This is a genomic window from Streptomyces sp. NPDC014891, from assembly GCF_043081085.1.
GTDB lineage: Bacteria > Actinomycetota > Actinomycetes > Streptomycetales > Streptomycetaceae > Streptomyces.
Window position 1 is genome coordinate 1 of record NZ_JBIBWF010000015.1, and the last position, 12,393, is coordinate 12,393.

Here is a 12,393-nt window from a genome sequence, read left to right on the forward strand (position 1 = left end):
CTGGTGGCAGATCGAGTCGCTGTACCGCGCCAACGCCAAGTACCGACCGATCTGGGAGCCCCGATTCATGCTCTTCGAGAAGAGTGCGGACCTGCCACGGATCGGCCTCGCGGCCGGCCGGGCGGAGGGGTTCCTGGAGGCCCCGCGGCTGCCGAAGTGGCTGCACCACCGACACCTGGAGAGCGGCCGATGAACCCGCGCGTCGACTTCCCGCACGCAGGAATCGCTGCGCTGCCGGTCCTGCCCGGTCCGCACGCTCCGGCAAACGAGCAGCGCCGCCGGCCCGGGTCTTCCAGCCGTCCCGACCCACGCTCGGGGGCCGAGGCGACCCGCACGACGTAACTCCGTCCCAGCGGTACGTCACGCATGCGGCGGCAGCCCGTGGTGTCAGGAATGGAAGGAGCTGACATGGACTGGTGGGGACGTGATGTCATCGACGCGGGCAAACTGCCCCTACTCGTCGCGCTGGCGGCCTTCGTGCTCACCTTCGCGATCACCCGTGTGATCACTCGGCTCATCCGGGCGGGCCGCGGCCCGTTCGGCAACGTCTCCGCTGGCGGCCTGCACATCCACCACGTCGTGCCCGGCGTCGTCCTTATGGTCTGCGGTGGTTTCGGTGCCGTGGCCTCCACCACCCAAGGACTCTGGCCGTGCGTGGCAGCTCTGCTCTTCGGAGCCGGAGCAGGTCTCGTTCTTGACGAGTTCGCTCTGCTGCTCCACCTGGACGATGTCTACTGGAGCGAGCAAGGCCGAAAGAGTGTCGAGGCTGTGATCCTCACGGCCGCCCTGGGGCTGATGCTCGTGAGCGGTTTCGTTCCCTTCGGTTCCGCTCCGTTCGCGACCGATCAGGACACCAGCCAGTTCATCACCGTCTCCTCGTTCGCATGGCACATCCTCATGTCCCTGCTCTGCATTGCCAAAGGGAAGCTTCGACTTGCGGTCTTCGGCATGTTCATCCCCCTTGCCGCCATGGTGGGAGCCTGGAGGCTCGCCCGTCCCGAATCCTGGTGGGCGCGGCGCTTCTACGGAGCGCACGCAAGAAAGACACATCGCAGCGCAGAGCGAGCGGCTCGGCATGATGCACGATGGAACGGGCCCCGTCAGCGCGTCCAGGACGCTCTGGGCGGCGCGCCAGACCGATGAACGCCAGCCCGTCGAGCAACCAAGGGCAGCGTCACCCTCAACCTGCCCAAGCTGGCTGCTACTGAGCGCCCTACGGCGGCGGGACTCTTCAGGTCCTGTCAGCGACACACCACACCGCAGACGCCTCGCAGACGGTGCGGGGGACGGAGGCAGCTCTATTGTCTCAGCATGATGGACAGAGGCGTGACGCGTGCCCCGTCCCGCCGAATGCTGTTCACCCAGCTCAGAAGACACCTTCGTGACACGTTCTGGTTCCCTCCCGCGGCCGCCATGGCTGGCGTGTTCGTTGTCTGGCTGGCTGCGGAGGAACTTGACTCGGCCATTGTCGAGGCGCTGAAGCGCAGTGAAGACGTCGCACTCCTCGAACAGCTTCAGCGGTTCACCGACGACGCCAAGAACGTCGTGAGCACCGTGAGTTCCGCGATGATGACGTTCATCGGCGTCGTCTTCAGCATCTCCCTGGTCGCAGTCCAGATGGCGAGCGGTCAATTCACCCCTCGAGTGGTGCGCCTGTTCGTCCGCAGCCGGATCAGCAAAGCGACGTTCGCCGTCTTCCTCGCGACTTTCGTCCTGACCCTGCTGGTCATGACCTCCTATGACAGCGCACCGAACCCACAGTCTCTGACGTCGGTACCGCTGGTCCAGTCAGCGCTCACCCTGCTCATGGTCGGGCTCAGTCTGCTGCTGTTCGTCTTCTACGTGAACGCCACGCTGCGCCTGATGCGAGTAGGCCACGTGATCGCCCGGATCGCCAGGGAATCGCTGAAGACCATCGCCGATCTGCCGGAGACGCTGGACGGAGACGAGCTGCTGGGTACAGGTCCTCCCACTGCCAGCCTCCCCTACCGAGGCCAGGCAGGCGTACTGCAGGAGGCCGACATCGTTCGACTGGTAGCAGTGGCACGCAAACACGACACCGTACTGCAGATCATTCCTCGCGTCGGCGACTTCCTCGTGCCAGGGACTCCCGTCCTCACCGTTCATGGCGCGACGTCCCTTCCGGACGCAACGATCAGGAACACCGTAGCCGTCGGAGTGGAGCGAACCACAGACGGCACAGACCTGGCATTCGGGCTGAGACAACTCTCCGACATTGCCCTGCGCGCCCTCTCACCCGCGGTCAACGACCCGACCACCGCCGTACAGGCTCTGGACCGGATCGTGCAGCTGCTGGCCGTACTTGGCCAGCGTCCCCTGGGAACGACAGTTCACAGAGACCGATCCGAAAAGGTAAGGCTCCTGCAGCCTCTGCCGAGCTGGACCTCTCTCGTCGATCTCGGGCTCGCCGAGATCCGCGGCTGCTGCCCGGGCAACCCACAGGTCTCCCGCCGCATACTGGCCGGCATCGATGATCTAATCTCCCTTACGCAGACCGAGCGGCACCCTCCACTACTGCGCCATCGCGAGCTCCTCCACGACCTTATGATCCGGACGACAACCGAACCCGACCGCAGTTTCGCTCTGGCGCCTGATCGGCAGGGCATCGGGTAGCCCCTCTCTCGTGGTCGTCAGCGCGCCGCCGCGTGACGTTCATGGCCAGCTCCACACTTAGGTGCGAGTCGAGAGCCTCCTTCACGCCCCCCAAGGTAAAGCCCATCTCGGGGAGCGCTTCGTCTCCTACCCGCTCTTCCGAGAAAGCCCGCACTTGCGACCGCCGAGGGGCCCACGTCCTGGTGCCGGGCGACGACCCGAGGGTTGTGATCCAGCAATGGCTTCCCTGCCCTTGCCGGTCCCTTCAGACGATAGGCAGGCGGTGGCTAGCGATCCGATCACGCGACGCCCGAGCCCGCGTGTCGCGTTCAGCCAGGCCGCCCCCGTGTTTTCCAATGGCCCAGCCGCCTTGTGGACCGCGGTGGTGCGATGGTTCATCCTCGTCTTTCGAAGGACTTCAACGGTATGTGGCAGTTCTTTGCCGACAACCCGTTCGTGGCTGTGTTCGCGGTGATCACAGTGGGTTCGCTTCTGGGTATGGTCCGACTGGGACCGGTTCGGCTCGGCGCGGCGGGCGTTCTGTTTGTCGGACTGATGGTCGGAGCACTCGACAAGGACATCGGACCTGCCGTTCCCGCAGGTGTATCCGCACTGGGTCTTGCCTTCTACGTCTACACGGTAGGGCTGGAGGCTGGGCCGGCGTTCTTTCGGGAGCTGCGGGGCCAGCTTGCGGTCATGGCCGGCGCAGCGGCGGCCCTCGTGATCACTGCCGTCGTCGTCGTGGTCGCCGGAAAGGGCTTCGGGATCGATGGCGCGTTCCTGGCCGGCGGCTATGCCGGCATCGGCACCACGACCCCTGGGCTGGCCGCCGCCCAGGGAGCCGCTGACGATCCCTCCCAGCCGGCTGTCGGCTATGCGATCGGCTATCCGCTCGCGGTGATCGTCACCATTCTCTTCCTCGCGGCTATCGCCGGGCGTCGGCAGTGGGCAGGGCGACGAGACCCCGACTCGCAGCTCCCGTCCGCTCTCGTCACACGCTCTGTGGAAGTCACCCGTAGAGCCCAGTGGGATGATGTCCCGGGTGTGAGTGCTCACAGGGTTCTCGCCAGCGAACACCGACCGCCGGGTGGTGCATCGCGGGTCGCGTTGGGCATCAGCCGTCTGGAGCCCGGTGATCTGGTCGAGGTGGTCGGCGGCGAGAGTGACGTGCAGGCGGCGGTGGACTACCTGGGACTGCCCGCCTCCGTGCACCTTCTCGATGACCGTTCGAGTGTCGGCTATCGTCGCGTTCTTCTCACGGATCCGTCTCTGGCCGGCCGCACTGTTGCTGAACTGGGTCTGGCCGAGCGGTTCGGTTCGCTCGTCAGCAGGGTGCGGCGCGGCGATATCGACATGCTCGCCCACGACGGTCTTGTCCTTCATCTGGATGACCGGCTTCGGGTCGTGATGCCCCAAGAGCGTGAGGCTGAGGTCAGCCGCTATCTGGGGGACAGGGAAGCACGCGTCAGTGAGGTTTCGGCGGTAAGCCTGGGCCTGGGCCTGTGCCTCGGATTCCTCCTGGGAGTGCCCTCCGTCAGCGTGGGCAGCGCGACGCTTGCGCTCGGGACCGGGGCCGGCCCCCTCGTGGCGGGCATGATCCTCGGTTGGCTCCGTCGCACGGGCCCTCTGGTGTGGACGCTGCCCACAAGAGCCAACCTGACGTTGCGACAGATCGGCCTGCTGCTCTTCCTCTCAGCGGTGGGTCTCACCTCGGGCTATGCGTTCCGAGAGAACGCGTTCTCGGTTCTTGGGCTGCAACTGATCGCGGTTCTGTGCGCCGGTGCCGTGGTGAGCTACACCCTTATGGTGTTGTTCGCCGGGCTGCTGGGTCAGAGCAAGGCCCGCACAATGGGTCTTCTGTCGGGCTATGTGGGGAATCCAGCGATTCTCGCCTACGCCAACACGCGAGCCGCAGACAGCCGGGTCAACACCGGGTACTCGACCCTGTTCGCCCTCGCCATTCTGGTAAAGATCATCTGCGTTCAATTCATGGTAGGCGTCTGAACCGTCCACGACCGCCTGGCGTGCTCCCGCCGTCCGCAGGGGGGTCGGCCTGGTCGGGGATGGTGCAGCGCATTCCGCGGCGGCGCAGGTACGCGCGGATTCTGCGGGAGGCCTCACCGCACGGAGGTCTTCGTGCCCCACCATTATGCCCGGCTGACCGTCTTCGGTAGGAGACTGCTGGTCGAACGAGTCCGCTCAGCATGTCGCGACCGAGATGGGTATCTCCCGGGCTACCGCCCACAAATGGATCGGCCAGTGGCGGACGAAAGGCGAGGCGGGTCTACACCCGTGTCGACGGGCTGGGCGGCTGGGTGAAGGAAATCGTCAGCCGTGAGAAGGTCACGCCCGCCGACATAGACGGCGACGGCAAGGACGATCTTGTACTGCAGCGCACGGACGGCGCGGTGGTCGTCCACCGCAACCTCGGCAGCAGTTTCGGGGCGGGCACCGTCATGTCGAAAGGCTGGGGCCGCTTCGTCACCGGCCAGGACCTGGGGCGGCTGTACTTCGCGGACATCACCGGTGACAACAAGGCCGACCTGATCATCCACGGCACCGACGGCAACGTCAGCGTCCACAAGAACCTGGGCACCTACTTCGACAGCGGCACCCTCTGGAGCAGCGGCTGGGGCCGCTTCGTCACCGGCGACGACTTGGGCCGGCTCCGCTTCGGCGACACCACGGGTGACGGCAAGGCCGACCTGTACATCCACGTGATCGGCAACGGCGAGGTCTCCGTCCGCAAGAACATGGGCACCTACTTCGACGACGGCACCCTGATGATCACCCTCTGACCAATGCCTCCTCGTCCCCCTGGCCCAATTGACACAGCTGCCGTCAGGGGGACGAGGAGTCCCCCGGCCGAACCCGTTGGCCCTCGCATCACGAGCTGGTGTGTGATCGGGGTGGAGGCATGAGTGCCTGATCGGGGTCGCGGTCAGGCGTTGGCGGTGTGGTTGGTCGGAGACGAGGTCGGCGATGGCCCGGTAGGTGGCGGGCAGGATCTCTCGCTGGTGCCTCCAGCGTTTGTGGGCGGCGAGCGCGTGTTTGACGGTGATCCGCTTCGATGAGTGGCGGTGCTGGGCCTCTTCTCCGGCTGCGTGGACGTGCGACAAAGCGATCTCGTCCGGTTCTCTGGGCGACGTGACCGCCTGGCCGCAGGGCATCGGTCCAGAGCATGCGGCCTTGGTGGTCGGCGATGACGGTGGCCTCCATGGAGTTCTGCTTCTTCTCTCCCAAGACGAACGCCCGGCGTCCGCCGCGGCGACAAGGGTCGGCGGACGTCGCGGCCCCAGCTAGCCTCGATCTCTCGTGACGACCTGTCGGCTCATTCGGTGGGCCGTTTCGGGCGTTCGGGCTTGTGCGCCCGCGGACGTCGCCGCGGCATCAGTGCCCCCGACGGCTTGTAGCGGTCGGGAGAGCGACAACCCGGAGTTGCCGCTGGGCGCTACGTGGACATCCACCTTGTTGCCCGGCGCTGGCCGGGCCGCTGCGATACATGCGGGTGTCTGCATCGATGACGACCTGCACGTTCGCCGTGAACCGGTAGTTACGGAACGAGGCGCCATCCCAAACCATGATGACCTGGGGTGACGGGCGTGGCACAGTGCTCGCATGTCCCACGACGTCGCCTACCCCGTCTTCTGCTCCCCTGACCTGGCTCTGGCCCTCAGTACTGCGCGCCGGCTCATGGAGTTCGGCCGTTGTGACCACTCCGAGGTCTCCGTGTACGCGGAGTTTCGTTCCGTCGCCGAGGTGTGGCGTGTGGCGAAGGAGATACCTGAGGGGTGGTTCCAGGGGCAGGCGAAGTGTGAGGAGCGCGGTGGGGTGCTGCGGGAGGGGCTGCCTGGTCTGGTCGTCGGCGTGCAGGGGCCGGGTCTGCCGACCGATCCGGCCGCGTATGAAGGGCGGATGCCGGTGGAATGGGGGCTGAGTGAGCTGCCGGTCGGCAGTATCGAGGATGCGTTCACAGCAGTGATCGGCTCGAATGTGGGCTGGATCAACTGGGAGACGCTGTGCTGGCCGGAGTCGCCCGAGGCGGGTTTCCACGGCGAGTCCAAGCACGCTGAGGTGACGCTCCTCTTCAACACCCATACCCGCAAGCTCGACGTGCTCGCCGAGGACTACACCGTCCTCGTCCATGTCCGCAGCGCCGTCTTCGGCGGCGTCCACACGAGAGAGCCCTACGCGCACTGGCTCGCCGAGGAAGTGGGACTCACGGTCGTGGGGCCCGGGCAGCGGCTCTGACCAGGGCCAATCGCTTCCCAGCGGCTCTGGGCAGCCCGCCGGGTCGGCGGTGTGCGGTTGACGCTCACTCTGGTGGGCAGGCCCCAGGGCGGACCCAGGGCTGCACCGCGGCGCTCAGCCGGCCTGTGCACCGGCATCGCGTACCTCGAACCAGTACGGAGGAGGGCGCACCCCGACACAGCAACCGGGCGGCAGCTTTGGCGCCGGATTCCTCCCACGCCTTGCAGTCGTTGCGGTTCCCGGCGAGCGGCCGGCCGACCACGGCGACCAGGCGGGTGTCGGCATCGATGACGATCTGGTCGTTGGGGAGTACCGGTAGTTGTTCGACCGCTCGGCGATGGAGTGGTCGCGGGTGGGGACCAGGGTGCCGTCGACGATGACCACGGTGTCCTTGGCGAACCGCATGTGGGGATGGAGCGCGAGCATCGGCCCGAGGTGGTCGATGATCCGGTCCGCCGCCGACTTCGACACCCCGAACAGCGGGGCAGTTGCCGCATGGCGAGGTTCGTTCGCCAGTAGGCCGCGACCAGCAGGGCCCGGTCCTCCAGCGGAAGGCTCCACGGCCGGCCCTTGCGGGCCGCGTCCGCACCCTGACGCCGCGGAACCGTTACCAGCTTCCCGAAGGCGCCAGGACTCAGCCCGGAGAACGGGGCTGTCCAGGAAGATTCCGACGCCGTGATCACACCAGCCATACCAAGATCGTTCCACGGTATGACCAGCGGCTTGGTCCGCCTCTCAGCTCCCGCTCAGCGGAGACGTCCACGCCGGGTCATGTCCGGACCTCCTCGTAAGGTGCGCCAGCAGGTGCTCCGCCGCGAGGGAGGCAGTGTCTTGCGGCGCGCCGACTGCGGTCAGCGCGGCGATCAGCCTTACTGATGCTGTTTCCGGCACGTCCGGGTCGGTGAGGAGGGGAAGCAGCAGCAGGAAGCGGGGGGCCGTGTCCTGGACGCCTTCGTCCGCACGCGACGGGCTGTCAGCGATCCGGATCAGTTCGTGCCATGACAGCCCAGTGCCCGAGAAATCTCCGTCCCAGCTGGCGATCTGCTCGGCGCAGCTTCTGCCTGGATGGGTGAGGAGGTAGTCGGTGCCGTAATCGCCATCCAGGTTGCGGTATATCACCACGGCTTCGGGGCTGTCTTTTGCCGGCACCCTGAACGCTGGCCAGCGCTCAGGATCGAAGAGGACCTCGGACACGGCATCGACATCGGCGCCGTCCTCGCCGAACCACTCTGGGACCGAGCGCTCGGCACACCCCCCGTCGCTGCACATCGCCAGGAGGTAGTTCGACCAGAAGCCCGGGTGGACCAGCAGTGACTCGCCCGGCACCAACGGGCCGACATCGTATCCCTTGATCAGCACCCCTCGATCCTGTCATCAGCCACTGACACGGTCCGATCCGGGATCGGCAAGGGGGCGCCGTCCAGTTACGGGACAGCCCTTAGCTCATGGCGGAATCCAGGAACTGTTCCAACCAGTACTTCACCTGATGCCAGCGGCTGCAGAACAGCTCCGGTCGATTCTTGTTGAGCAGATCCAGTGGCCGATTGCACTCCCGGCACTGATCCACAGGAACTAGATCCCCCATGGCACGCAACTGTAGCGGCCACCCATGAGCCGGAAGAATGCACGTCAAGCCTGGAAGGATGGCTGTCCGCCGAGCGGTCCTGAAAGCCGCTCGGGAAGCCGCCAAGCTCGTGAAGAAGGTCCGCAACGGTGTCTACCAGATCAACCCGATGCTGGCCGGCTACAACTCCCCCGAGGACGCCCTGGACGCCGTCAAGGCGAGGCTCAAGGTGGACCGGCTGGATAGCAAGACCTACGTGACGGACTACCACCGAGCCGTCGCCGCCTATCTGGACCAGCTCGCCGAGCAGCGCAAGAAGCGGGCGGCCGCGGCCGCCGTGAAGAAGGGCGCGGCCGAAGAGGCGCGGTTCGCTGCACGCCGTCAGCTGATCCGGCCGGCTTGCTCCCACGGGCATCGGCGCTGCACCCTCCACGGGCGCGGCGCCGATCGCGTGCAGAGCATGCAGCGTTCCTCAACTCTGCGTGCGGCGTGAATGAACGCTACGTGCAGCGCCACCGGTCCGCTCAGGCTTCCCCCCGCCGGTGCTCGCGCTCGCACCCGTGATCGCCACCGCCTGCCCGCTCACCCGCACGCGCGAGTCCGTCGTGGAGGCCTCGACCCGCAGGAGGCTGGGCCGACCGAGATCCTCCCCCTGGCGGATGGTGAAAGCACCGGAGGGCGGAAGGCCACCGAGGACGCGCAGGTAGCCACCGAGGGCGGCGGCCGCGGCGCCCGTGGCCGGATCCTCGACGACACCGCCGATCGGGAAGGGGTCGCGGGCGTGGAAGAGCTCTTGGGCCTCTCGCCAGACCAGCTGGAGCGTGGTCCAGCCGTGACGGTGCATCACCTCGGCCAGAGCGTCGAAGTCGTAGTCGAGGGCCGCGAGACGCTCGCGGGTAGCCACGGCCAGGACCAGGTGCTCGTTTCCACCGAAGGCGACGTGCGGCGGCAGTGCCGGGTCAAGGTCTTCCAAAGACCAGTGCAGGGCCGTAAGGGAGGCGTTCACCTCCACGTCGCTCGCCGGTCGGGAGCGGGTGGAGACGCTGGTGAGCGTCGCCGTCACGGAGCCTGCGGGCTCTGCCGAGGTGTCCAAGGCGATCTCCCCCACCGGCGTGTCGAAGACGAGCGGGCCGGGGCCGATCCGCTCGGCCAGAGCCACTGCGGTGGCGACGGTCGCGTGACCGCAGAAGGCGACCTCGGCAAGCGGGCTGAAGTAGCGCAGCCGGAACCGGCGCGCCGCGTGGTCTGCGGCGGTGACGAACGCGGTCTCCGAGTAGCCGACTTCGGCGGCGGTCGCGAGCATGGCGGCATCATCGAGTGCGGTCGCGTCGAGCACTACGCCAGCCGGGTTGCCGCCGGCGGGGTCGGTGGTGAAGGCGGTGTAGCGCAGGGTCTCCGGGCGTGTCTTCAGGCTCATGCGCCTACTGTGGCACTGCGTAGACATCCATACCAACGATGGATATCGATCGAATCCACCGCAGTACCCGATGGCAATCGATATCGTCGGCTGCATGGACACCCGACTGCTGCGCACCTTCGCCACCGTCGCCCGGACCGAGAACCTGACTGCCGCCGCGGAGCGCTTGCACCTTGTCCAGTCCACCGTGACCGCCCAGGTGCAGGCGCTGGAGAAGGAGCTCGACGTGCGCCTGTTCGACCGGCTGCCGCGCGGGGTGGTGCTCACCAGCGCCGGACGCGAGGTGCTGGCCCAGGCCGAGGCGGTGTTGGAGGCCGAGTCCCAGCTGCGGGCGGTCGCCGCCTCGGCTGGTGGCGCGTGCGGTCCTGCGACCGGACGCGTGGTGCTGGCGGCCGGCGAGACGCTGGTGTCCGCACGGCTTCCGGGAGTCATCGCCGCGCTGCGGCGCAGCCACCCCGGGATTGAGGTGGACCTGCGCACGATGGGGACCGCAACCGCCGTCGCCGCGCTCCGCACCGGCGAGGTGGACCTGGCCCTGCTGCTGGAGGACGAGGCGGCCTTCCGCGACATCGAGTGCTCGCCACTGGCCCGCGAGCCGCTTGTGCTGGTCTGCTCCTCCGAGCACTCTGTCGCCGCCCGCAGCGCCTCCGACTCGCCCACCGACTGGGCGGAGTTGGCCCGCGAGGACTACTTCCTGCACGAGCAGGGCTGCTCCTACAGCGACCGCTTCATCGAGCGGCTGCTCGCCGCCGCCAAGGGCGCGCCGCCCCGGATCACGCGCTTCGGCAGTCTGGAGGCCGCCAGGTCCTGCGTGGCCGCAGGCCTCGGCCTCAGCCTGCTGGCCCACGCGAATGTCGCGGACGCGCTCGCGGCGGGCCGCCTGACGCAGGTGCCCGGCCCGCAGTTCCCCGACGTCACCGTCCAACTGGCCCGCCACCACCGACGCTGGCTCTCCCCCGCGGCGGCCGCGCTCACCACGGAACTGCCACACCACTTCCCGCACTGAGCGCAGTTGCGCCCGCGGACAGCGAGCCCAACCGCGCGCCCGGACGGCCGGTCACTCATCACGCACGACCACGAATTCACCTCGCATCTACTCGCCTAAGCCGTGCGAATGCTGCGCCGCGTTTCTCGCCCGACGTGCAGTAGCGTCTTGCGCCCTTCACCACCAGGAGCAGCAGAACGGTCGGCGGCCGGGCAGCTCGAGGCGCTGCACCCGGTGGCTGACGGCCGCCGGCGGCTGCGGCCTGGAGGGAGCGGAGCGCGTCCTGCACCTCAAGGGCAGGTACTCCAGGTAGTACCTGTGCGCGGGTTGAGTTCCCTTCCCCCTGAGCTTGACGTTTTTGGTCCGCCGCCTAACGGGGCTCGAACTTGTTCGGGGTTTCCCGTGTTCACGGCATGTCCGAGGGGCCGGGACCTGATCCTGCGGGAAGGGTCGGCGCGGTTTGGAGGCCGGAATCGTGGAACTGGTCGAGCACAAGGTTCAACGAGACGCGTTTGCGGCGGTGACGGCATTCCGATCCGAGCTGTACGCGTGCTTGGTCTCCCGGAGCGACGCCCTTTTCGAGCTGTGCGACGCCCTGCTGTGCACCGACGGGCCGGTCCGCACGCTCGTGGATCTGGCCCTCGCGCCCGAGCATCGGCGCGGACACGGAGCCCTCTACGCTGGGCTGAACCGGGGCCGGATCGACGTGGCTCGGCTCCGCCGGGCCTTGGCGGGCGTGCCCTTGCCCCGGGGCCGCCGACGGCCGTCTGGTGTTGGCGGTGGACGTCTCGCCGTGGCTGCGTCCGGACGCCGACACGTGCTCGGACCGGTCGTTCTGTCACACCTTCGGCCGGGGCCTGGGCAAGCACCAGATGGTGCCCGGGTGGCCGTACTCGATCGTGGCCGTGCTGGAGACCGGTCGCACGTCGTGGACGGCGTTGCTGGACGCGATTCGGTTGGAGCCCGGCGCCGATCTGGCCGCGGTCACCGCCGAGCAGATCCAGGAGGTCGTCGAACGGCTCGTCGAGGCTGGCCAGTGGCGGCCGGGCGACCTGGACGTCCTGGTTGTGTTAGATGCCGGCTACGACGCACCCCGCATCGCCCACCTCCTCGCGGACATGCCGGTCGAGGTGCTGGGCCGACTCCGCTCGGACCGGGTGATGCGCAAGCCGGTCCGGGTGCCGTGGATCTGCCCGCCGCAAGGCGGGCGCCCACCCAAACACGGCGGCGAGTTCGTCTTCGGCCGCCCCGAGACCTGGGGCGAGGCCACCGCGGTGACCCTGACCGACACCGACCGGTACGGGACAGCGACCGCGACCGCCTGGGACCGGCTCCACCCCCGGCTGACCCGCAGAGCGGCATGGGGAAATCACAAAGGCCCCCTGCCGATCATCGAGGGCACCGTGATCCGGTTGACGGTGGCGAAGCTGCCCAGCGGAGGAGTGAACAAGCCCGTCTGGCTCTGGTGGTGTCGGCGTACACGTGAACGTGGCTCTGGCAAGATTTTCGTAGGCGGAGATCATCTCGTCAGGAGGGTCGGTCGGTCTGCGGGGCGGGCAGCCT

9 protein-coding genes and 5 pseudogenes are annotated in these 12,393 nt (G+C 67.6%); 10 read left to right on the forward strand and 4 right to left on the reverse strand.

The genetic code is table 11. The features are described from left to right. The 6 genes and pseudogenes from ACF09E_RS32720 to ACF09E_RS32745 form a co-directional block, all read left to right on the forward strand. Positions 1 to 193 (forward strand): annotated as a pseudogene (locus ACF09E_RS32720) (hypothetical protein); the annotation flags it as partial. A 215-nt stretch (positions 194 to 408) separates the two neighbouring features. Continuing rightward, entirely contained in the window at positions 409 to 1,143 is a 735-nt protein-coding gene (locus ACF09E_RS32725; RefSeq protein WP_392209488.1) for a hypothetical protein, read from the forward strand. A gap of 168 nt (positions 1,144 to 1,311) precedes the next feature. Next, positions 1,312 to 2,634, forward strand: a complete 1,323-nt coding sequence (locus ACF09E_RS32730) for a DUF2254 domain-containing protein (protein ID WP_392209490.1) — start codon at positions 1,312 to 1,314, stop codon at positions 2,632 to 2,634. 405 nt (positions 2,635 to 3,039) lie between these two features. Further along, positions 3,040 to 4,617, forward strand: a complete 1,578-nt coding sequence (locus tag ACF09E_RS32735) for an aspartate:alanine exchanger family transporter (protein ID WP_392209492.1) — start codon at positions 3,040 to 3,042, stop codon at positions 4,615 to 4,617. Positions 4,618 to 4,749: 132 nt separating this feature from the next. Continuing rightward, a pseudogene (locus ACF09E_RS32740) lies at positions 4,750 to 4,903 on the forward strand (helix-turn-helix domain-containing protein); the annotation flags it as partial. 25 nt (positions 4,904 to 4,928) lie between these two features. Then, complete coding sequence (locus tag ACF09E_RS32745; RefSeq protein ID WP_392209494.1) at positions 4,929 to 5,411, forward strand: FG-GAP repeat domain-containing protein; 483 nt, start codon at positions 4,929 to 4,931, stop codon at positions 5,409 to 5,411. 162 nt (positions 5,412 to 5,573) lie between these two features. Here ACF09E_RS32745 and ACF09E_RS32750 read toward each other — a convergent pair. Continuing rightward, positions 5,574 to 5,910 (reverse strand): annotated as a pseudogene (locus tag ACF09E_RS32750) (IS5/IS1182 family transposase); the annotation flags it as partial. A 321-nt stretch (positions 5,911 to 6,231) separates the two neighbouring features. Between ACF09E_RS32750 and ACF09E_RS32755 the strand changes: the two are divergent. Next, entirely contained in the window at positions 6,232 to 6,864 is a 633-nt protein-coding gene (locus ACF09E_RS32755; RefSeq protein WP_392209496.1) for a hypothetical protein, read from the forward strand. 190 nt (positions 6,865 to 7,054) lie between these two features. Here the strand turns inward: ACF09E_RS32755 and ACF09E_RS32760 are convergent. Together ACF09E_RS32760 and ACF09E_RS32765 are read right to left on the reverse strand one after the other, a co-directional pair. Further along, positions 7,055 to 7,556 (reverse strand): annotated as a pseudogene (locus tag ACF09E_RS32760) (transposase family protein); the annotation flags it as partial. Between the two features lie 43 nt (positions 7,557 to 7,599). Next, complete coding sequence (locus ACF09E_RS32765; RefSeq protein ID WP_392209498.1) at positions 7,600 to 8,223, reverse strand: hypothetical protein; 624 nt, start codon at positions 8,221 to 8,223, stop codon at positions 7,600 to 7,602. A 284-nt stretch (positions 8,224 to 8,507) separates the two neighbouring features. Between ACF09E_RS32765 and ACF09E_RS32770 the strand changes: the two genes are divergently transcribed. Next, positions 8,508 to 8,921 (forward strand): hypothetical protein, encoded by a 414-nt coding sequence (locus ACF09E_RS32770; protein ID WP_392209500.1) that lies wholly within the window; start codon positions 8,508 to 8,510, stop codon positions 8,919 to 8,921. Here the strand turns inward: ACF09E_RS32770 and ACF09E_RS32775 are convergent. After that, the gene (locus tag ACF09E_RS32775) at positions 8,901 to 9,845 is read right to left on the reverse strand and encodes a PhzF family phenazine biosynthesis isomerase (protein WP_392209502.1); all 945 of its coding nucleotides are present in this window, start codon (positions 9,843 to 9,845) and stop codon (positions 8,901 to 8,903) included. The genes ACF09E_RS32770 and ACF09E_RS32775 overlap by 21 nt on opposite strands. A 94-nt stretch (positions 9,846 to 9,939) precedes the next feature. On the opposite strand from ACF09E_RS32775, the gene ACF09E_RS32780 reads away from it, so the two are divergent. Both ACF09E_RS32780 and ACF09E_RS32785 read left to right on the forward strand, forming a co-directional pair. Then, positions 9,940 to 10,851, forward strand: coding sequence for a LysR family transcriptional regulator (locus ACF09E_RS32780; RefSeq protein ID WP_392209504.1), 912 nt, complete (start codon positions 9,940 to 9,942; stop codon positions 10,849 to 10,851). A 454-nt stretch (positions 10,852 to 11,305) separates the two neighbouring features. Further along, positions 11,306 to 12,299, forward strand: a pseudogene (locus ACF09E_RS32785) (transposase); the annotation flags it as partial. Between the last annotated feature and the right edge of the window lie 94 nt (positions 12,300 to 12,393).

Excerpts from the sequence above, each read along its gene's own strand:
- ACF09E_RS32780 (WP_392209504.1), top strand. The coding sequence starts at position 9,940 with ATGGACACCCGACTGCTGCGCACCTTCGCCACCGTCGCCCGGACCGAG.
- ACF09E_RS32775 (WP_392209502.1), bottom strand. The coding sequence starts at position 9,845 with ATGAGCCTGAAGACACGCCCGGAGACCCTGCGCTACACCGCCTTCACC.
- ACF09E_RS32730 (WP_392209490.1), top strand. The coding sequence starts at position 1,312 with ATGATGGACAGAGGCGTGACGCGTGCCCCGTCCCGCCGAATGCTGTTC.
- ACF09E_RS32735 (WP_392209492.1), top strand. The coding sequence starts at position 3,040 with ATGTGGCAGTTCTTTGCCGACAACCCGTTCGTGGCTGTGTTCGCGGTG.
- ACF09E_RS32755 (WP_392209496.1), top strand. The coding sequence starts at position 6,232 with ATGTCCCACGACGTCGCCTACCCCGTCTTCTGCTCCCCTGACCTGGCT.
- ACF09E_RS32770 (WP_392209500.1), top strand. The coding sequence starts at position 8,508 with ATGGCTGTCCGCCGAGCGGTCCTGAAAGCCGCTCGGGAAGCCGCCAAG.
- ACF09E_RS32725 (WP_392209488.1), top strand. The coding sequence starts at position 409 with ATGGACTGGTGGGGACGTGATGTCATCGACGCGGGCAAACTGCCCCTA.